The sequence below is a fragment of the Achromobacter sp. FW305-C-30-7 genome, assembly GCF_058783105.1.
In genome coordinates this window covers 951,897-971,988 of record NZ_JBYSYI010000001.1, presented here as the reverse complement: position 1 = coordinate 971,988, position 20,092 = coordinate 951,897, and the positions used below count along the sequence as shown (strand labels likewise).

General features: G+C 67.3%; 16 protein-coding genes. 11 read left to right on the top strand and 5 right to left on the bottom strand.

Annotation, left to right across the window (positions count from 1 at the left end; all coding sequences use genetic code 11):
* Positions 1–215: 215 nt before the first annotated feature.
* Genes nusB through ribBA form a run of 3 tightly spaced genes read right to left on the bottom strand, consistent with a single transcriptional unit; the run spans position 216 to position 2,395 of the window.
* Complete coding sequence (nusB, locus tag AC3WOB_RS04465) at positions 216–710, bottom strand: transcription antitermination factor NusB (RefSeq protein WP_013396163.1); 495 nt, start codon at positions 708–710, stop codon at positions 216–218.
* The gene (gene ribH / locus AC3WOB_RS04460; RefSeq protein ID WP_006391339.1) at positions 679–1,209 is read right to left on the bottom strand and encodes a 6,7-dimethyl-8-ribityllumazine synthase; all 531 of its coding nucleotides are present in this window, start codon (positions 1,207–1,209) and stop codon (positions 679–681) included. Before ribH ends, nusB begins: the two co-directional genes overlap by 32 nt.
* Before the next feature lie 10 nt (positions 1,210–1,219).
* Positions 1,220–2,395, bottom strand: coding sequence for a bifunctional 3,4-dihydroxy-2-butanone-4-phosphate synthase/GTP cyclohydrolase II (gene ribBA, locus AC3WOB_RS04455; RefSeq protein ID WP_492274307.1), 1,176 nt, complete (start codon positions 2,393–2,395; stop codon positions 1,220–1,222).
* Between the two features lie 151 nt (positions 2,396–2,546).
* Here ribBA and AC3WOB_RS04450 point away from each other — a divergent pair, with 151 nt between their 5' ends.
* The 6 genes from AC3WOB_RS04450 (at position 2,547) to phnE (AC3WOB_RS04425) (ending at position 7,832) form a co-directional block, all read left to right on the top strand.
* Complete coding sequence (locus AC3WOB_RS04450; protein ID WP_492274306.1) at positions 2,547–3,362, top strand: HAD-IIB family hydrolase; 816 nt, start codon at positions 2,547–2,549, stop codon at positions 3,360–3,362.
* Positions 3,363–3,374: 12 nt separating this feature from the next.
* On the top strand, positions 3,375–4,193 hold the full coding sequence (locus AC3WOB_RS04445; protein WP_207470562.1) for an IclR family transcriptional regulator: 819 nt from the start codon (positions 3,375–3,377) through the stop codon (positions 4,191–4,193).
* 161 nt (positions 4,194–4,354) lie between these two features.
* Positions 4,355–5,353 carry a phosphate/phosphite/phosphonate ABC transporter substrate-binding protein gene (gene phnD, locus AC3WOB_RS04440; RefSeq protein ID WP_013396167.1) on the top strand — a complete coding sequence of 333 codons (999 nt, stop codon included), beginning with the start codon at positions 4,355–4,357 and terminating at the stop codon, positions 5,351–5,353.
* Between the two features lie 6 nt (positions 5,354–5,359).
* Complete coding sequence (phnC, locus tag AC3WOB_RS04435) at positions 5,360–6,130, top strand: phosphonate ABC transporter ATP-binding protein (RefSeq protein WP_013396168.1); 771 nt, start codon at positions 5,360–5,362, stop codon at positions 6,128–6,130.
* Positions 6,127–7,011 carry a phosphonate ABC transporter, permease protein PhnE gene (gene phnE / locus AC3WOB_RS04430; protein ID WP_041654340.1) on the top strand — a complete coding sequence of 295 codons (885 nt, stop codon included), beginning with the start codon at positions 6,127–6,129 and terminating at the stop codon, positions 7,009–7,011. The genes phnC and phnE (AC3WOB_RS04430) overlap by 4 nt, the downstream gene beginning before the upstream one ends.
* A complete protein-coding gene (gene phnE / locus AC3WOB_RS04425; protein ID WP_013396170.1) occupies positions 7,008–7,832 on the top strand; it encodes a phosphonate ABC transporter, permease protein PhnE in 825 nt (274 codons plus the stop codon). The genes phnE (AC3WOB_RS04430) and phnE (AC3WOB_RS04425) overlap by 4 nt, the downstream gene beginning before the upstream one ends.
* A gap of 87 nt (positions 7,833–7,919) precedes the next feature.
* Here the strand turns inward: phnE (AC3WOB_RS04425) and AC3WOB_RS04420 are convergent, their stop codons facing one another.
* On the bottom strand, positions 7,920–13,868 hold the full coding sequence (locus AC3WOB_RS04420; RefSeq protein WP_492274305.1) for an autotransporter domain-containing protein: 5,949 nt from the start codon (positions 13,866–13,868) through the stop codon (positions 7,920–7,922).
* Positions 13,869–14,208: 340 nt separating this feature from the next.
* Here AC3WOB_RS04420 and AC3WOB_RS04415 point away from each other — a divergent pair, with 340 nt between their 5' ends.
* A complete protein-coding gene (locus AC3WOB_RS04415; RefSeq protein WP_492274304.1) occupies positions 14,209–15,867 on the top strand; it encodes a CYTH and CHAD domain-containing protein in 1,659 nt (552 codons plus the stop codon).
* Between the two features lie 78 nt (positions 15,868–15,945).
* Here AC3WOB_RS04415 and ftsY read toward each other — a convergent pair whose 3' ends face one another.
* The gene (gene ftsY / locus AC3WOB_RS04410; RefSeq protein WP_492274610.1) at positions 15,946–17,022 is read right to left on the bottom strand and encodes a signal recognition particle-docking protein FtsY; all 1,077 of its coding nucleotides are present in this window, start codon (positions 17,020–17,022) and stop codon (positions 15,946–15,948) included.
* Between the two features lie 328 nt (positions 17,023–17,350).
* Between ftsY and rsmD the strand changes: the two genes are divergently transcribed.
* The 4 genes from rsmD to AC3WOB_RS04390 all read left to right on the top strand — a co-directional run bounded on the left by rsmD (position 17,351) and on the right by AC3WOB_RS04390 (position 20,077).
* Entirely contained in the window at positions 17,351–17,917 is a 567-nt protein-coding gene (gene rsmD, locus AC3WOB_RS04405; RefSeq protein WP_492274303.1) for a 16S rRNA (guanine(966)-N(2))-methyltransferase RsmD, read from the top strand.
* A gap of 58 nt (positions 17,918–17,975) precedes the next feature.
* A complete protein-coding gene (gene coaD, locus AC3WOB_RS04400) occupies positions 17,976–18,479 on the top strand; it encodes a pantetheine-phosphate adenylyltransferase (protein WP_013396175.1) in 504 nt (167 codons plus the stop codon).
* 126 nt (positions 18,480–18,605) lie between these two features.
* Positions 18,606–18,857, top strand: coding sequence for a YfhL family 4Fe-4S dicluster ferredoxin (locus AC3WOB_RS04395; protein ID WP_006385941.1), 252 nt, complete (start codon positions 18,606–18,608; stop codon positions 18,855–18,857).
* Positions 18,854–20,077 carry a benzoate/H(+) symporter BenE family transporter gene (locus AC3WOB_RS04390; RefSeq protein ID WP_013396176.1) on the top strand — a complete coding sequence of 408 codons (1,224 nt, stop codon included), beginning with the start codon at positions 18,854–18,856 and terminating at the stop codon, positions 20,075–20,077. The genes AC3WOB_RS04395 and AC3WOB_RS04390 overlap by 4 nt, the downstream gene beginning before the upstream one ends.
* Positions 20,078–20,092: the final 15 nt, after the last annotated feature.

The following is a 20,092-nucleotide window of genomic DNA, read 5'->3' as shown; positions in this document are numbered from 1 at the left end:
CGCAGTCCGGCGCATCTGGCCGGCATTGAAACCCACGGGGGCTTGCCGCCCCCACAAATCATGCGGCGCGCCCCGCACAACCAGAGGGGCCACCCGCGACACCAGTCGCAAGAAATAGGTGCTCCCCCAATCCGGGCCGCGCGGATCCGGCTCCGCCGGTCCGCAGCGGCGCCCCCCTGGGGGGGAAGCGCGCAGCGCTTCGGGGGGGGGGAAGACTACCTCTTGTTGACTTCGTTCGCGCGCACGTCGGCCGCCAGCTTGTCGAGCACACCGTTGACGAACTTGAAGCCGTCGGTGCCGCCGAACGACTTGGCCAGTTCGACGGCTTCATTGATGGCGACCTTGTACGGCACTTCGACGTGATGGATCAGTTCGAAGCTGCCGATCAGCAGGATGCCATGCTCGACAGGCGACAGTTCGGCCAGCGGACGGTCGACATAGGGCGTGAAACGCTGGCGCAGCGCGGGCGCTTCGCGCAGCACGCCATGCAGCAAGGTCTTGAACCATTGCGCGTCGGCCTCGGAAAAGTCCTCGGTGTCGCGCAGATGGGCGTCGATCTCGCCGGCGTCCTGCGTGCCTTCGCCACCACGCAGCAGCCACGCGTACACGCCCTGCAGGGCGAACTCGCGGGCGCGGCGGCGCGCGCTGCGCGCGTTGGCGCGGGCTTGCGCCGCGCTATCAGCGCTGGTCGTCGTCTTCTTCGTCGTCAAAATCTTCGTCCTCGTCTTCGTCGTCTTCGTCTTCTTCCTCGGGCTCCAGGGCCGCCACCAGGTTGGCCATTTCAACGGCCACCTGGGCGCAATCGCGGCCCTTGCCGGCGGCGCGCGCCTGCGCCTGCTCGTCGGTGTCGACGGTCAGCACACCATTGGCGACGGGGATGCCGGTTTCCAGGGAAATACGGGTGATTGCAGTGGCCATTTCATTGCTGACCACTTCAAAGTGATAGGTCTCGCCGCGGATGACCGCGCCCAGCGCGATCAGGGCGTCGAATTCAAACGTTTCGGCCATGTGGGACAGGGCCACGCCCAGTTCCAGGGCGCCCGGAACGGTAGCGACCATCACGTCGCGCTCGTCCACGCCCAGTTCGGCCAGTTCCTTCAGGCACGCTTCGAGTTCGGCCTGGCCGATTTCCTCGTTGAAGCGGGCGCGTACGATGCCGATGTGCAGCCCTTCGCCGTTCAGGTCGGGGGTAAGGATGTAAGGGTTCATATGTCGGCCTTCAGTGTGTTGCGGGAGTATTCGGAGGGTCGCAATCGTAACCCGTAATGGTGAGCGAGAAGCCCGCCATGCTGGGCATCTTGCGCGGCCGGGCCAGCAGCTTCATCTGGCCCACGTTCAGGTCACGCAGAATCTGGGCGCCTATCCCGTAGGTACGCAGGCCGTAACGGTCGGCGTTAGCCGGGTTGGCCTGGGCCTTCGGGTCATTCCAACCAGCAATCTGGCCAAACAGGTGTTCCGTGGACGATTGGCAGTTCATCAGCACCAGCACGCCGGTGGGCGCGGCGGCGATGGCCTGCAGGGCCTGCGCCACGCCCCAGCTATGCGGGCTGGCGCCGGTGTCCAGCACGTCCAGCACGGAGGCCGGTTCGTGCACGCGCACCAGCGTTTCGGCATCGGGAGTCACGTTACCATGCACCAGCGCCAAATGGGCGGAGCCGGTGGCGGCGTCTTCGTAGGCCACGGCCTCGAACTCGCCCCAGGCCGTCTGCATGGTGCGCTTGCCCACGCGCTTGACGATGGATTCGTGTTCGCTGCGGTACTGGATCAGGTCGGCGATGGTGCCGATCTTCAGGCCGTGCTCGCGGGCGAACTGCACCAGGTCCGGGAGGCGGGCCATGGTGCCGTCCGGCTTGAGGATTTCACAGATTACGGCGGCGGGCGTCAGGCCGGCCATGGCGGTCAGGTCGCAGCCTGCCTCGGTGTGGCCGGCGCGCACCAGCACGCCGCCGGGCACCGCGCGCACCGGGAAGATGTGGCCGGGCTGGACCAGGTCCGCGGGCTTGGCGTCGCGCGCCACCGCCACCTGGATGGTGCGGGCGCGGTCGGCGGCCGAAATGCCGGTCTCGACGCCTTCGGCGGCCTCGATGGACTGGGTGAAGTTGGTGCCGTAGCGCGTGCCGTTGCGGGCCGCCATCAGGGGCAGGTCCAGCTGGCGGCAGCGCTCTTCGGTCAGGGTCAGGCAAACCAGGCCGCGGCCATGGGTCACCATGAAGTTGATGGCTTCGGGCGTGACGAATTCGGCGGCCATGACCAGGTCGCCCTCGTTTTCACGGTCTTCCTCGTCAACCAGGATGACGATACGGCCGGCGCGCAGCTCGGCGATGATTTCGGCAACCGAAGCGATACCGAAGGATTCCGGCTCGGAGCCGGGCAAAGGGGACAACTGGACGGACATGGCGGGCACGTAAACCAGGCGGGAAAGCCCGGATTTTACCGCCCCTGGAGGCGGAACCCCTATCCGGCCCTGCAGGCCCCGCCCGGCGGGGGCCTCCGGTAAACTTTCGCCCGGAGACCACCCCTTAAAAACCGAGCCAAGGAAACCCCACATGCAAGCCCTTGCGGCCATGCCTTTGACCGTCGCGGCGGCCGTCCGCGTCGTGCTGACCGACATCGACGACACCCTGACCACCGAGGGCCGCCTGCCGGCGGACGCCTACGCGGCGCTGGAGCGCCTGGAGCAGGCCGGCATCCAGGTCGTGCCCATCACCGGCCGCCCGGCCGGCTGGTGCGACCATATCGCCCGCATGTGGCCGGTACGCGCCGTGGTCGGCGAGAACGGCGCGTTCTACTACGCCTATGACCGCCAGGCCCGCCGCATGACCACCCACTACTGGACCGACGCCGCCTCGCGCCAGGCCAGCCGCCGCAAGCTGGACGCCATCCGCGACCGCGTCCTGGCCGAAGTGCCCGGCGCCGCCGTGGCCAGCGACCAGGATTACCGCGTGGCCGACCTGGCCATCGATTTCTGCGAGGACGTGCCGGCCCTGCCCGATGCCGCCATCAGCCGCATCGTCCAGATCTTCGAGGAAGCCGGCGCCCAGGCCAAAGTCAGCTCCATCCACGTCAATGGCTGGTTCGGCGACTACGACAAGCTCACCATGACGCGCACCATGTTCCAGCGCGAGTTCGGCGCGGACGTGGCGAACGCCCTGGACAGCACTCTGTTCATCGGCGACTCGCCCAACGACGAGCCCATGTTCGCTTACTTCCCGATTTCGGTCGGCGTGGCCAATATCCAGGCCCAGCTGCACCGCCTGACGCACCGCCCCGCCTTCGTCGCCGCCTTCCATGGCGGCGCGGGCTTCGTCGAAATGGCCGACCGGCTGCTCGCCGCGCGGTCCACCCCAGCACAGCCGGCCTGAGGTCCGCACACCGTGGCGACATCCCCTTCCGCTTCCTCCCCGGCCGCCAACGACGGCCGCCGCAGCATCCAGTCGATCGAGGTGGGCGTGCCGCTGCTGGCCGCCCTGGTCGACGCCGGCAAGCCCCTGACCCTGCGCGACCTGGCCGCGGGCGCCGGCATGACCTCGGCCAAGGCGCACCCCTACCTGGTCAGTTTCATCCGCGTCGGCCTGGTGCAGCAGGACGCCATCACCGGCCAGTACGAGCTGGGCCCCTTCGCCCTGCAGATGGGGCTGGTGAGCCTGCAACGCCTGGACCCGGTGCGCGTCGCCATGCCGGAAATCGCCAAGCTGCAATCGGAAATCGGCCATACCCTGGGCATCGCGGTGCTGGGCTCGCACGGCCCCACGATGATCCACATGACCGAAGCCAGCTACCCGGTCCACGTGAACATGCGCAAGGGCACGGTGATGTCCATGCTGCACACGGCCACCGGCCTGGTGTTCGCGGCCTGGCTGCCGCCCAAGGTCAGCGAGCACTACATCGCGCGCGAGGAAGGCGACACCGCCGTCATCGCCAGCACGCCGCCCCCGCGCAAGGCCTCCCGCGCCAACATCGAGGCGCAGCTGGCCGACATCCGCGTGCACGGCATGGCGCGCGCGCTGGGCAATCCGCTGCCGGGCGTGGACGCGCTGTCGGTGCCGGTCTTCGACAACACCGGCAATATCGTTCTGGCCCTGACCAGCCTGGGCCCCACCGGACTGTTCGACGTGGCCTGGGACGGTGCCATCGCCAGGCCGCTGCTGGCCTGCGCGCAGGAAATCTCGCGCAAGCTCGGGTACCGGACCTGATAGGCTGAAATTCGCGCAAAAACGAACATAAATCGAATAAAACGAACAAAAGCCGAAAAGAAACACAGGGACTTTCCCGAGTGCGTCCCCTCCTCTTCCATGTTTGAATTCAGGTTGAATTAAGTGACACGTCACACAAACAAAGAAAGAGGAGACACAAGATGCAAGCTCTGCGCCTGCTTCAAGCGGCCACGCTGGCCGCCTTCGCCCTGGGTGCGTCCGCCGCGCAAGCCGCCGACGCCTGCTCCAACCGCGGCGACCTGGACCAGATGTACTGCGACGCCAACAAGGATCTGGTGGCCGACACGCCCACCGATCCGGCCAAGCTGAAGACGCCGTCCACCCTGGTGTTCACCTACACCCCGGTGGAAGACCCGGCGGTCTACGAAGACATCTTCAAGCCCTTCACCAAGCACCTGTCCGAATGCACGGGCAAGCGCGTGGTGTTCTATCAGGTGCAAAGCAACGCCGCGGAAATCGAGGCCATGCGCTCGGGCCGCCTGCACGTGGGCGGTTTCTCGACCGGCCCCACTGCCTTCGCGGTGAACATCGCGGGCGCCGTGCCGTTCGCGGTCAAGGGCTACGCCGACGGCTTCCAGGGCTACAACCTGATCGTCATCGTCAAGAAGGACAGCCCGTACCAGAAGCTGACCGACCTGAAGGGCAAGAAGCTGGCGCACACCGCGCCCTCGTCGAACTCGGGCCACATGGCGCCCGTGGCGCTGTTCCCCAAGGAAGGCTTGACCCCCGACAAGGACTACAAGGTCATCTTCTCCGGCAAGCACGACCAGTCCGTCATGGGCGTGAACTCCGGCGACTACGACGCCGCCGCCGTGGCCTCGGACGTGTTTAAGCGCATGGTCGAACGCGGCCAGGTCAAGGAAGCCGACTTCCGCGTGATCTACAAGAGCGAGAAGTTCCCGACCTCGTCGTTCGCCTACGCGCATGACCTGGAACCCAAGTTCCGCGACCAGATGCTCAAGTGCTTCTACGACTACCGCTTCCCGGCGGAAATGTCCAAGGCCTTCGACGGCGCCGACCGCTTCTATCCGGTGACCTACGAGAAGGACTGGGCCATCGTGCGCCAGGTCGCCGAATCCGGTGGCGAAAGCTTCAACCGCGCCGCTTACGACCGCGAATCCGCCAAGAGCAAGAAGTAATTCCGTATGACGACGTCGCTACGCATTTCCGGCCTGGTGAAGGAATACCGGGCCGGCCGGCCGGTACTCAACGGCATCGACCTGCAGATCGCGGGACAGGGGCTGACCGCCATCATCGGCCCCTCGGGCACCGGCAAGAGCACGCTACTGCGTTGCATCAACCGGCTGATCGAACCCACCAAGGGCGAGATCGTGCTGCAGTCGCAGGATGGATCCGTGGACCTGGCCCGCGTGCGTGGCGCGTCGCTGCGCCGCGCGCGCCGCCGCATCGGCATGGTGTTCCAGGAATACAACCTGGTCGAACGCCTGACGGTCATGGAAAACCTGCTGACCGGACGGCTGGGCTACACCTCCGCCGTGAAGGCGTGGATGCGCCGCTTCGAGCCCGAGGACATCCAGCATGCCTACAAGCTACTGGACACCGTGGGCCTGGCGGGTTTCGCCGATCAGCGCGCCGACGCGCTGTCGGGCGGCCAGCGCCAGCGCGTGGGCATTGCCCGCGCGCTGATGCAGCGCCCGCAGTTGCTGCTGGCCGACGAGCCCACCTCCTCGCTCGATCCCAAGACCTCCGTCGAGATCATGGAATTGCTGTCCGAGCAGGGCAGCGCCACGGGCATCCCCGTCATCGTCAACATCCACGACGTCGAACTGGCCCGCCGCTACGCTACCCGCATCGTCGGCATGTCCGGCGGACACGTGGTCTATGACGGCGACGGCCAGGGGCTGGACGCCGCCATGCTCAAGACCATCTACGGAGGCGAGTCTTGGCTGGAATGATCCCACCCCAAGGCGCCCGCCCCTTCGCCATGTCCGGGCGCGCCAAGGCCGGCGTGCTGTTGCTGCTGGCCTATACGCTGTATGCCGGCGCGCAGCTGGACTTCAGCTGGGCCCGCTTCGAAACCGGCATGGGCCACGCGTCCACGTTCCTGGCGCGCATGTTCCCGCCCAACTTCGAAAAGCCCGCCACCTTGTGGAAGGGCATCGCGGAGAGCCTGGAAATCGCGGTGCTGGCCTCGGTGCTGGGCATCCTCATCGCCTTGCCCATCGGCCTGCTGGGCGCGCGCAACATGATGCCGACCTGGGTCTCGTGGCCCGCCCGCGCCATCGTGGCGCTGTGCCGCGCGCTGCACCCTGTCATCGTCGCCATCCTGTTCGTCAAGGCCGTGGGCTTCGGCGCACTGGCCGGCATCCTGGCGCTGACGGTCGCGTCGGTCGGCTTCATCGGCAAGCTATTCACCGAAGCCATCGAGGAAATTTCGCTCAAGCAGGTAGAAGCGGTGCGAGCCACCGGCGCGTCGTTCGCCAACGTGATCATCTTCGGCGTGCTGCCGCAGGTGTTCGCCCGCTTCATCGGCTTTGCGACTTACCAGTTCGACTCCAACCTGCGCAACTCCACCATGGTGGGGATCGTGGGTGCGGGCGGCGTGGGCGGCACGCTGTTCTCGGCGTTCCAGCGCTTCGACTACGACTTCGTCAGCGCCATCCTGCTGACCCTGATCGCCATCATCATGCTGGGCGAAATCCTGGCCGGCTTCGTGCGCGCCGTGTTCCTGGACAACCTGGGCTTTGACCGCATCCTGCAAGGCCGCTTTGCCGGCGCGCGCGGCATCGGCAGCAGCGCAACGCCAGTCAAGCGCCGGGCGGAGGTGGACGAATGAACGCCCACGCCTCCACCCTGAATCCGGCGGGCTCGCCGCGCGTCTGGCAACGCTACAGCATGGGCCAGCGCCTGTTGCGCTTCGCGCTCTACCTGCTGGTGGTCGCGGCCATCGTGCAGGCGATCCGCGGCGTCGAGGTCATTCCGGAGTTCCTGTACGACGCGCCCGAGCAGATGGCCGACCTGTTCCGGCGCATGTGGCCGATAGACTGGGCCTACTACCCGGAAGGCGTGCATGGCGCGCTGATCGAGACGCTGCACATCGCCACGCTGGGCACCATCCTGTCCGTGGTGATGGCGGTGCCGGTAGGCCTGCTGGCGGCCAACAACCTCACGCCCAGCAAGACCGTCAACATGCTGGCCAGGCTGATCCTGGTATCCAGCCGCTCGGTCAACTCGCTGGTGTGGGCGCTGCTGTTCATCGCCATCTTCGGGCCGGGCGCCCTGGCCGGCACGCTGGCCATCGCCTTCCGCTCCATCGGCTTCGTCGGCAAGCTGGTGGGCGAAGCCATCGAGGAAGCGCAGCGCGGCCCCATCGAAGCCGTCACCGCCACCGGCGCCAGCAAGGCCTCGGTGATCTGGTACGCCTACTGGCCGCAGATCCGTCCGGCCTTCTGGTCCATCGTGCTGCTGCGCTGGGACATCAACGTGCGCGAATCGGCGGTACTGGGCCTGGTGGGCGCTGGCGGCATCGGCATGGCGCTGGACACGGCGCTGAACCTGTTCCAGTGGGACCGCGTGGCGCTGGTGCTGGCCGCCATCTTCGCGGTGGTCGTCGTGGCCGAAATCATCATTACCCAAGTCCGCAAACGCATCCTCTGACGCGTCTGCGGACTTCTACAGCGTTCCTTTGCCCCGCCCGGAAACGGGCGGTTTTTTTTGGCAACGCGCCGTGGATGCCGGCAAGGATCAGAAGCGCACGCTCAGGCCCGCCCTGACGCCGTGGTCCTGGGCCCCGCTGGCGAGCTGCCCTTGGTACGACAGATCGAACGAGACCTTGCGGGAGACCTGCACATCGAGTCCCGCCTCGAGCACAGCGCTGTTCTTGGCGATGGGCACACCGGCCACCGTAAAGGCATTGCCCGCGGCAAAGGCTTGGGTGGCGACAGGTTTCAAGTCGCCGAATGCATGGCGCCAGCCCAGCGATCCTTTGGCGGTGGCTTGCGCGCCGCCAAGTTCGAAGCCGGACGTGATCCGCGAACCCAGTGTCGTGTACGTGGTCTCGGTGGTCTGGCTGTTCGCGCGCAGCGCCGCCGCGCCGCCGCTCTCGGTATAGCCGTCGGTCTTGAGATTGACATAGGCCACATTGGCGAAAGACTCGAACGCGGCAATGCCAGTGTCTATGCGATAGCTGAGGTCCGCGAACACCTGGGCGGTACGCCCGTCGTAGCTGGCCTTGAGCCGGTCTGAATAGCCGGGCATGGAGACCGAGCGTCGCGTGGCGATGTCGTGCCAGCTATAGCTCAGGCCGCCACGCAGGCCCAGCGCGCCCCACTGGCCGCCGCCGTAGGCGCCCAAGTGGTAGTTATCGCTATCGCCGGAGGAAGAGCGGTCCCGCACGTCGAAATCCGTGCGGCTGTAGCCCGCCATCAAGCCCAGGCGCCAAACGTCGGACACCGGGGCATCGACCCCCAGCAGGAAGCCGCCGGTCGAACTCTTGACCTGGGCGGCATTGCCGTCGCCGTCGATCTGACGCCAGGATCCCAGGCCCTGAATCCAGCTGGCGGGGCCCATTGCGGTCGCCGCGGCCAGCCTGGCGCCGTCTCCGGCGGACGCCAGGACCGGCGCCGACGATGCCCCAACCGCGCCAACGGCCGAGCGCAAACGCTCGCTGGCGGCGTCGCGCACATAACGGCTGTCCTCGAGCAGCACGGTCTTGGCCGATGCATGGATCTCGCCGGACAACTGGTCGAAGCTGGTGCGCAACAGACCCTTGTCATCCGGCATCACCGCCATCGCATCGTAGAGCTCGTTGCCTGCCGCCATGCCGATACTGTCGATGGCGGCGGCCGCCGCGCGCTGGTTGCGCGTCGCGGCGGCCGAGGCCATGGTTGTGGCATTGCGCGTCAACTCAAGTGACACGCGGCCCGCGCCATAGTCATAGCCCAGGCGCGGCGTCAGGAACGCGTAGTCCGACGTCACCGTATCGAACTGGCCGGACAAGGTCCCGTCCGTGGACAGTATCGTGTAGACCGAACGCAAGCCATAGCCGCCGCTGAGGCCCACATGGGCCACGGAACCGCCATTGAGCGTAGCGTTGCCAGTAACGTGGACGAGATCGGCGTCGGCGCCCTGCGGATTGGTTTCCACGGCGTATCGCGCGCCGTTCTCGATGACGAGGTCGCCATCGACGGTCAGCGTGCCGATGGAATTGCCCGGCGCCAGCGTGCCGCCGGCCGCCACGGTCACTGCCGAGCCGATTCCCGAGCCCACGGTCCCCACACCGCCGAGCACGCCGCCCGCGCCGATGTTGAGTGCGCCGCCCAGCTTGCCATTCAGGACCAGCCGGCCGCCCTGGACCGTGGTGCTGCCGGTGAAGCCGGAACTGTCGCCAGTCAGGCCCAGCGTGCCGGCGCCGCTCTTGACCAGGGCGCCGCTGCCGGAAATGGCGCCGCCGAAGGTGGCGTTGGCGTTCTGCTCAAACACCAGCGTGCCATTGTTGTCGACGCTGCCCCGGATCGAGCCGGCATTGCCGATCAGCGTGCCTTCCTGGATCCGGGTGTTGCCGTAGGCGTTGCCCGCGTTGTCCAACCGCAGCGTGCCGGCTCCGGTCTTGATCAGATCGGCATTGCCCGAGACTGCGCCGACCAGCCCCAACGTCGCCCCGCCTGCCACGTCGAAGCGTCCGGCCTGCGTCAGCGCCATGGCGCGCGCGGTATCGAAGGAGGCCGAAGCCGCCAGCGTGCCGCCAGTGAATGCCACGCCGCCAGCAGCCGCCCCCAGGTTCGCATCGCTGGCGACCTGCAACGTGCCGCCGGCTATCGTGGTGCCGCCGCTGTAGGTGTTGTTGCCGCTCAGGATCAGCGTGCCCGCGCCTGCCTTGAGCAGCGACCGTCCGTCCCAGCCCGTCGCAACGTTGGGCGCCTGGTCCGCCAGATCCGCGCCGACCACGAACCGGTTGGCGGCATCGCTCAGCGTGAACGTGCCATGCGCCAGATTGTTGCCCGCGGTCCAGCTCAGGTCGTAGCTGGCGAGATATTGCAGGCCATCGGCCGACTTGCGCGTGTTGACCGTGAGGTAGTCCACCGTGCCGTTGAAGCCGCCCACGCTCACCGACCCGAAGTCGCCGCGGATGCCGTCGCGAGTAGAGATCAGCACCTTGTCGAGCTGGCTGGCGCTGCCTATGCCGCTGAGGGCGAAGGCGACGCCCTCGCCCAGCGTCAGCCCGCCCGCCTGCAAGGACGGGCCGCCCGCGCCGGCTGCAATGTCCAGAAGGGTGCCATCCGCCAGATTGACATCGCCCGCCACCGCCAGCGTCGCCGGCCCCTGAACCGACAGGGCGCTGCCCGCAGCGCCAACGTTCAAGTTGCCCGTCAGGCTGTTGGCCGCGCCCGCTACGCCATCGCCATACTGCAAGACGCCGCCCGTGACCTCGGCCGATCCCCCCAGGACGCCCTGCACCACCAGCCGGCCGCCAGACACGGTTGTCTTGCCGAAGTAGGAATTGCTGCCGTCCAGGCTCAGCGTGCCCGCGCCGTTCTTGACGAGCGCGCCGTTGCCGGAGATGGCGCCGGCAAAGCGCGCATCGGCGGCCTGCTCGAACAGCAGCCTGCCGCTGTTGTTGATGTCGACATTGCCCGAGATCGAACCGGCATGGCCGATCAGTGTGCCGGCCCGCACCCAGGTATTGCCGTAGGCGTTGGCCCCATTGTCCAGGCGCAGCGTGCCCGCGCCGGACAGGAACAGGTCTCCACTGCCCGTTATGGCGCCGCCCAAGCCCAATGTCGTGCCGGCAGCCACGTCAAAACTGTTTGCCTTCGTCAGTTCGACCGTCCGCGCGGTATCGAAGCTGCCCATGGTCGCCAAGGTGCCGCCGTCGAAACTCAGACCGCCGGACGCGGCTCCCAGATTCGCATCGCTCGATACCTGCAACCGGCCTCCTGAAATCAGCGTGCCGCCGCCATAGCTGTTGCTGCCGCTCAGAACCAGCGTGCCATCGCCGCTCTTGGCCAGCGCGCCCGCTCCCGACACCGTGCCGGTCAGGCCCAGCGTGGCGCCAGCGGCCACGTCGAATCTTCCCGACTGCGCCAGCGACACGGTACGCGCGGTGTCGAACGAGGCCGTAGCGGCGAGCGCGCCGTCGCCGAAGGCCAGGCCGCCGGTAGCCGCGCCCAGATTGGCATCCCGGTCTATCTGCAGCGTGCCGCTGGCGATCGTCGTGCCGCCGCCGTGACTATTACTGCCGCTCAACACCATCGTGCCGGCGCCGTTCTTGACCAAGGCTCCAGCACCCGACACCGCGCCCGTCAGTCCCAGCGTGGTGTTCGCGGCCACGTCAAAGCGCCCCGTCTGTCCCAGCGTAACGGCGCGTGCCATATCGAAGCTGGCGGTGGTCACCAGCGTGCCTTCGCCAAAGCGCAGCCCCCCGGCGGCGGCGCCCAGGTTGGCATCGCGATCGACCTGCAACGTGCCGCCCAGGATGGCCGTGCCGCCGCTGTAAGTGTTGGCGCCCTGCAGCACCAGCGTGCCTGCGCCAGCCTTGGTCAGGGTCTTGCCGTCCCAACCGGCGGCGACATTGGCGGCCTGGTCGGAAAGTGGCAACCCCAGCGTGAAGCTGTTCGACGCATCCGTCAGCGTGAAAGTGCCATGGGCCAGATTGTTGCTGGCGGTCCAGCTCAGGCCGTAGGTGGCGAGGTACTGCGTGTTGTCGGCGGACTTGTGCGTGTTGACGGTGAGATAGTCGACCTCTCCGGTGAAGCCGCCCACGCTGACGGCGCTGAAGTCGCCATCGATGCCGCCCGTGGGCGCGTGGATCAACACGGTATCGAGCGCGCTCTTGTCGGCGATGCCGCTCAGCCTGAACACCACGCCATCGCCCAGCGTGACCTTGTTTGCCTGCAATAGTGGACTGCCCGTGCCGGCCATCAAGTCCAGCACGGTGCCGTCGGCCATTTCCACATCGCCCGCGACCGCCAGCGAGGCGCCCCGCTGCACCGCCAGCGTGCTGCCGGCGCCGGAGACCTTCAGGTTGTCGCTCAGGGAGTTGGCCGCGCCCGTGACGCCATTGCCGTACTGCAAGACCCCGCCCGTGACGGCGGCCGAACCTCCCAATTGGCCCAGCACCACCAGCTTGCCACCGGACACCGTGGTCCTGCCGCGGAATGAGCCATTGGCGCCGGTCAACAACGTGGTACCGGCTATCTGGTTCAGACTATGTGAGCCGGCGCCTGTACTCAACAGCGGCGTCGAAAACGTGTAGGCAGGCTCGGTATGGTTGAAGTTCACGGTCGCAATGCCGGCGCCGAACTGGATCGCGCTGGCATTGAGCGTGCCGGCGCCTACGGCCGGCTGCCCCGCCGCCGCGCCGATATTGATCGTGCCGGAGGTGGGAAAGATAAAAAACCGGTCCTGCGCCAGGGAAATGGCCCCTCCACCGTTCACGCCGACGCTCACTGTGCCGCCTTGCGCGATCGTCAGGCTGCCCGCCCCCGTTCCTATGCCGAACCCCAGGGTCATCGCGCCGCTGTTGTCCCAGGTGGAGCCGATGCCGCGGACAACGACGTTGCCGCTGCCGCCCATGCTGCCCACATAGCTGTCTTTGTTCGAGACAAAGCCCCCCGATTCGATGGTCAACGTGCCCTGTCCGTTGACATCGCCCACCCTGAGCTCGCCGCCATTGGTCCAGGCGGAGCCGCCCCCCGACACCAGAAAGGCGCCGCTGCCGTTCTGGGTGCGCCCGACAACGCCATCGACGCTGGTCGCATATCCTCCCGCCAGGACCGACACGCTGCCCCGCCCGCCTTCGGAGCCAACCAGCAGCACCGCGCGATTGCTCCAAAGCGACCCGACACCGGAAACCGTCACTTTCGCCGCGTCGTTCTGCTGAGCATCCACCGTTGCAAACTGGTTCGAGACCGTGCCGCTACTGAAGATGCTCAGCTCTCCGGGCCCGGCGCCGCCGACGAAAAGGTTGTCCGTCAGCGCCCAGGTCGAGCCCGGGCTGAACACGCTGACCCGGGCCGTGGCGCCGGGAGCTTGCCCGGCATCGATACGTCCTTCGGTGGTGCCCAGAATGTTGAGAATCTGCAGGCTCCCACCCGTGACGGTGGTCTTGCCGACGAAGCCTGAACTGTCGCCGACCAGCCGCGTGGAGCCCGCATAGTGATTGAGCTGATGCGTGCCTGCATCCCTGCTGACCAGCGCCGCGCCGAAGTCGTGGAAGTTGTTGGTGTTGAAGTTCAGCGTACCCGTGCCCGCGCCGAACTGGAGTAGCGACGTCGCCAGGAAGCCAGCGCCCACGGGTGCAGCGCCGGGAGCCGCGCCGATGTTGATCGTGCCATCAGCCGAGGCCGAGTCGGCCAGAATCACCGTGTAGCCCGGCGCTATCGTCATATGGCCGCCGTCGGCGGCGGTCAATGTTCCTACACCGGATATGCCCACATATAGCGGGGCGAAGGCCACCATATTTGGACCTGAGAAGGGTGCGTAAGTAGCATCGCCGGTAAGGGTGACCATCTGCCCCGCCTGCGCTTGGCCGGCCGCGCCCAGGGCCGCCAGCAGCATCGCCATCAAGGGCAGGCGTCTGCGCACGGATCTGCTTGCATGGCGGCCGCCCTTGCCTTGCCCACGGGCGTGCTCGCTTACAACCTGCCACAAGCCCGCGCTGCGGTTGAAGACAATGCGATACGTACGGTTCATGGCGCTCTTCTGTAATCGTGGCCCGCTGGGGCTGAGGCCAGGCGGACGCGTGTGGAATCGGATGGCACGGGCCGCGTAACCCGCCGATTACAATTAGAAAAGCGATTCGTAACCATGCATATCACTGAAACTGGGTAATTTCAGGGGTCACGAGTGCTCCAGCACAAACGGTCGCTATTGCACCAGTCCTCTGCCTCGACCAAGGATCCGCGCCCTGCACTCCGGTTGTTGATGCGCCGCAAACACGTCTATGCTCCATGTGAAATAAATATGACCGGTCATCAAATCGCCCGGCCCGTTTGATTAAGATCTCGGCTTTTGCCGTTGGACACCCGTCGCCATGTCGGAACAGGAATTGAAACTGCACGTGCCCGCGGCTTCGCGCCAGGCGGTGCAGCGAGAGATCAAGCAACGCGAGGCGACCCGTATCCGCCTGCATGCCATGTACTTCGATACGCCCGAACGCGAGCTTGCGCGGGCGCGCATCGCCATCCGGCTGCGCCAGGAAGGCCGCGACTGGGTGCAGACGCTGAAGATGCCTGGCATCAACGCCATCACCCGCATCGAACTCAATCACCCGCGGCCGGGCCCGGTGCTGGACCTGTCGGTCTATGCCGGCACCGAGGTCGAGGCAGCGCTGGCCGCCATCAAGGGCGAACTGGGCCTGCGCTATGAAACCGATGTGCAGCGCCTGCTGCGCAAGGTCCGCACGCGCTACGGCACGGTGGAACTGGCCTACGACACCGGCATCCTGCGCGCCGGCGCGCTGGAGCTGCCCATCTCCGAACTGGAATTCGAACTGGTGTCGGGCCGCCCCGCCGCCATCTTCGCGGCGGCGCGCGGCTGGCAGCAGCGCCACAGCCTGGTACTGGATCCGCGCAGCAAGTCCGAACGCGGCGACGCGCTGGCCCAGCTGGCGCAGCGCCTGGCCGATGCCGACGCCATCCCGGGCGATGACCTCGAAGCCCGCCGCGCCCAAGCCATCGCCCAGTTCTGGGCGCCGCGCGGCGCCGCATCGGTCAAGCTGCGCGAAGACATGACGGCGCCCCAGGCCATGGCGCGCATCGCGGCGGAATGCCTGGACCAGATCGCGCGCAACGCCTCGGTGCTGGCCGAGGTCGACACCGAAGGCGTCTACCGCGCCGGCAACTCCGAACACGTGCATCAGCTGCGCGTGGGCGTGCGCCGACTGCGTTCGGCCTGGAAGCTGTTCGACGGCTGGATCGCGCCGATTCCCGACGCCCTGCTGCAAGGCGTGCGCACGCACTTCGCCGCCTTCGGCGCCAACCGCGACCAGGACGTGCTGAACGAAACCGTGGCGCCCGCGCTGATGCGCGCAGGCATGCCGGTCATCCCCATGGAGGCCGCGCCCCCGGAACAAGACGCGCGCAGCATCGCCGGCGGCAAGGCCTTCCAGGCCTGGATGCTGGAGCTGCTGGAATGGAGCCTGGACGTACCGCCGGCCCTGCCGTCCACGGAAGGCCAGACGATAGCCAACGGCACGCCCAGCGACGCGGCGCCCGAGCCCGCCATCCGGCTGGAAGGCGGCGTGGCGGCGCCCAGCGTCAAACCCACCATCATTCCGATGCTGGCGCCCGAACCCGATCCGCAACGCCTGCACAAACAGCTCGCGCGGCGCCTGCACCGCTGGCACAGCAAGGTCGCCGACCAGGGCACGCAGTTCGCGACGCTGGACATCCCCACGCGCCACGAGTTGCGCAAGCGCGGCAAGCGCCTGCGCTACAGCCTGGCGTTCGCCGAATCGCTGCTGCCCTCGGGCAAGCTGCGCGGCTATCGCAAGCTGCTGTCGCGCGTGCAGGACGTGCTAGGCGAAATCAACGACCTGGCGGTGGCCAAGGACTACTACGAGTCGTGTACCGCCACCCACCCGCAAGCCTGGTTCGCCCTGGGCTGGATCAGCGCCCGCCTGGAAGAACTGGCGGACGACGCGCAGAAAGCCTTCGACGACCTGGCCGCCAGCAAACCATTCTGGAAGTGATGCGGGCTTGAATGCAAAAGGGACGGCATGCGCCGTCCCTTTGTTTTTGCCGACGCAAGCGCGCCGGATCCACGGACATCAATCCGCCAGCAAGGCCCCGGCGAACTCGTCCGCCACGAAGGGCTGCAGGTCTTCCAGGCTTTCGCCCACGCCGATCCAATACACCGGGATCGGGCGCACGCCCTGGCTGCCCGCGGCCACGGCGGCCAGCGTACCGCCCTTGGCGGTGCCATCCAGCTTGGTCACGACCAGGCCCGTCAGATTGATGGCGGCGTCGAAAGCGCGGATCTGCGCCAAGGCGTTCTGGCCAGTGTTGCCGTCCACCACCAGCAGCACCTCGTGCGGCGCGGCGGCATCCGCCTTGCCGATCACGCGGCGGATCTTCTTCAACTCTTCCATCAGGTGCAACTGCGTGGGCAGGCGGCCTGCGGTATCGACCATCACCACGCCCATGCCGCGCGCGCGGCCCGCGTTGACCGCGTCGAACGCCACCGCCGCCGGATCGCCGCCGTCCTGCGAGATCACCGTCACGTTGTTGCGGCTGCCCCATTCGATGAGCTGCTCGCGCGCGGCGGCGCGGAACGTGTCGCCGGCAGCCAGCAGCACGCTGGCGCCCTGGCGCTGGAAGGTGTGGGCCAGCTTGCCGATGGAAGTGGTCTTGCCGGCGCCATTGACGCCGGCGATCATGACGACCAGGGGCTGGATGCGCTTCAGGTCGAAGGCGCGCTCCAGCGGACGCAGGTGGTCGGCCAGCAGCTGTCGCAGGGCCGTCTTCACCTTGGCCGGGTCCTCGATGCGTTCCTTCTTGACCCGGGCGCGCAGCGCGGTCAGGAGCTTTTCGGTGGCCTCCAGACCCGCATCGGCCATAATGAGCGCCGATTCGAGTTCCTCGAACAGGTTCTCGTCGACCTTTACGCCGACGAAGATGCCGCCGATGCTCTGGCCCGTGCGCGACAGGCCCTGCTTCAAGCGGGACAGCCACGAGGCCTTCTTGGGAGCTTCAGCGACGGGTTCGGGAGCAGGCGCGGGAGCCGGTACGGCCGGTGGAGCCGCAACGGGAGCGGGCACGGAGATCGGCGCCGGCGTTGCTACCGCTGGCGCGGAAACCGCGACAGGTGCGGGAGCCGCCGCCGGGGCAGGCGCTGGCGTCGGCACAGGAGCTGGTGGCGACGCCTGAACGGGTGTCGGCGAAAACGCTACGGGCGCAACCGGCGCGGGCGTTGCAGCCGGCGCTTCCTGCGGCGCAGCAACAGGCGCAACAACCGGCGTTGCAGCCGGGGCGATGACGGCCGGCGCGGCGGCGGCCGGTTCGATGCCCGGTTCGCGGCGCGGCTCGGGGGCCACAGGCGCCGGCGGCGCCGGCGTGACCGGGACGGCGGCGGGCTCGGCAGGCGCGGCTACGGCGTCTGCGACTTCCGGCGGCGGCGCGGGTTGGACCGGCGCGGCGGGCGGAGGGGATTTTTTCTTGAAGAAGCGGCTAAACATGGGTAACAAGTATATTCGTATCGTCGGGGGCCAATACAGACGCACCCCCATTGCCGTACCCGACGTGGAGACGCTGCGCCCCACGCCCGACCGGGTGCGCGAGACGCTGTTCAACTGGCTCAATCATCTATGGGGCGGCGAATTCGCCGACAAGCAGGTACTGGATCTGTTCGCCGGCAGCGGCGCCCTCGGCTTCGAGGCGGCCTCGCGCGGCGTGGCGCATGTGCAGATGGTCGAGCGGGACAAGACCGCCGCGTCCGCGCTGCGGACACTGCGCGACAAGCTCAAAGCCGACATGATACGCATCCACGTGGGCGACGCCATGCAGGTCGCCGAACGCATGGATGCGTCCCGGTTTGACCTGATCATGCTGGATCCGCCCTTCGGCCAGGGCTGGCTGCCGCGTCTGTGGCCGATTCTGCCGGGCATTCTGACCGAGCATGGGCTAGTCTACGTAGAGGCGGAAAGCCCCATCGAAGCCCCCGAAGGATTCACGATCTTGCGGCAAGACAAGGCAGGCGCAGTCCACTACCATCTGCTGGAATTTGCTGCATTGCGCAAATAGGTCAATAATCCGAGCTTCGGAGGATGGTGTACACCACTTATAACGGTACGGAGCTCGTATGATCACCGCTGTATATCCCGGCACTTTCGACCCGCTGACCAGAGGCCACGAGGATCTGGTCCGCCGTGCCGCCACGCTTTTCGACAAAGTCGTGGTTGGGATCGCCATTAGCCGCAACAAGAAGCCTTTCTTCAGCATCGACGAGCGCGTGGAAATCGCGCGCGAAGTGCTGGGCCACTATCCCAACGTGGAAGTGCAAAGCTTCGGCGGCCTGCTCAAGGACTTCGTGCGCGACCAGGGCGGCCGCGTTATCGTGCGGGGCCTGCGCGCCGTGTCCGACTTCGAGTACGAGTTCCAGATGGCTGGCATGAACCGCCATCTGCTGCCCGACGTCGAAACCCTGTTCATGACGCCCTCGGACCAGTACCAGTTCATCTCGGGCACCATCGTGCGCGAAATCGCGCAGCTGGGCGGCGACGTGAGCAAGTTCGTGTTTCCGTCGGTCGAGCGCTGGCTGCAGGAAAAGGCCAAGGAACGCCGCGAACAGTCCTGGCCGGGCTGAGCCCCGGCGGACAGGTATTGCTCCACCCTTGAAGGGCGCGCAGAGCGCCCTTCTTGCGCTGTGCGGCCGAGGCGGGCGGCGGCGCTACAATGCGCTTAGCCCCACCCGCCCAACCCGCAGCCCGCCATGGCCCTGACCATCACCGAAGAATGCATCAATTGCGACGTTTGCGAGCCCCAGTGCCCGAACGACGCAATCTCCATGGGTGAAGACTATTACGTCATTGACCCTGACCGGTGCACCGAATGCGTGGGCCACCACGACGAGCCGCAATGCAAGGTGGTCTGCCCGGTAGAGTGCATCGAGCTGCACCCGCAATGGAAAGAAGGCCAGGAACAGCTCATGGCCAAGTACCGCCGCCTGACCGGTGCCGCATGAGCGACGCCGCGCAGTCCAGCATCGACCTTCCCCCTTCCCGCCACCACGCCCGCCGCGACCTGTCCGCCTCGGCCATCGCCGCTGGCCTGGTCGCCGTCCTGGTCAGCTTCGGCGGCACCGCCGTGCTGATGGTGCAGGCAGGCCATACCGCGGGCCTGGATTCGGCCCACATCGGCTCCTGGATCGGTTCGCTCAGCCTGGCGTTCGGCTTGGGCGGCGCGGTATACAGCCTGCGCACGGGCCTGCCCATCGTCATGGCCTGGTCCACTCCCGGCGCGGCCCTGCTGGTCACCGCGCTGGCGGGCGTTCCGTTCAACGAAGCCATCGGCGCCTTCATCCTGGCGGCAGCCCTGACGCTGGCCTGCGGCCTGTTCGGCTGGATCGATCCCATCCTGCGCCGCATCCCCGGCGAAATCGCCGCGGCCATGCTGGCGGGCGTGCTGCTCAATTTCGGCATGGGCGTCTTCAGCAACATCAAGCAGCAACCCGCACTGGTGCTGGCGATGTGCGCGGCCTATCTGGTGTGCCGGCGCTGGGCGCCGCGCTACGCGGTGCTGGTCGTCATGCTGGTGGCCATCGCCCTCGCCTTCGGACTGAACCTGATCCAGCTGGACCTGCTGGACTGGCGCTTCACTGAATTCGTCTGGACCACGCCCGCGTTCAGCGCGCAGGCCGCGGTCAGCCTGGGCATTCCGCTGTTCGTCGTCGCGATGGCGTCGCAGAACCTGCCCGGTCTGGCCATCCTTCAGGCCGCCGGCTACCAGCCGCCCGCCTCGCGCCTGGTGGCGGCCACCGGCCTGCTGGGCCTGCTGGCCGCACCCTTCGGCGCGCACAGCGTCACGATGGGCGCCATCAGCGCCGCCATCTGCACCGGTCCCGAAGCGCATGCGGACCCCTCCAAGCGCTACATCGCCGCCGCCACCTACGGCCTGGGCTATGTCGTGCTGAGCGTCGTGGCCGGCGCCGTGGCCGTGTTCTTCCAGGCCTTGCCCGCCGCCCTGCTGGCCGCGCTGGCCGGGCTGGCGCTGCTGGGCACCATCATGGGCGGCATGGCCGCGGCCATGGCCAACCCGCAACGCCGCGAAGCCGCGCTCATCACGCTGCTGGCCACCGCATCGGGTTTCAGTTTCTGGGGTATCGGATCGGCCTTCTGGGGCTTGGCGGCAGGCCTGCTGGCCCACGCGGCATTCGAGTTCAAGCGTTCGGGCGCTCAGGCCTGAAGCAGCCCAAGCGCG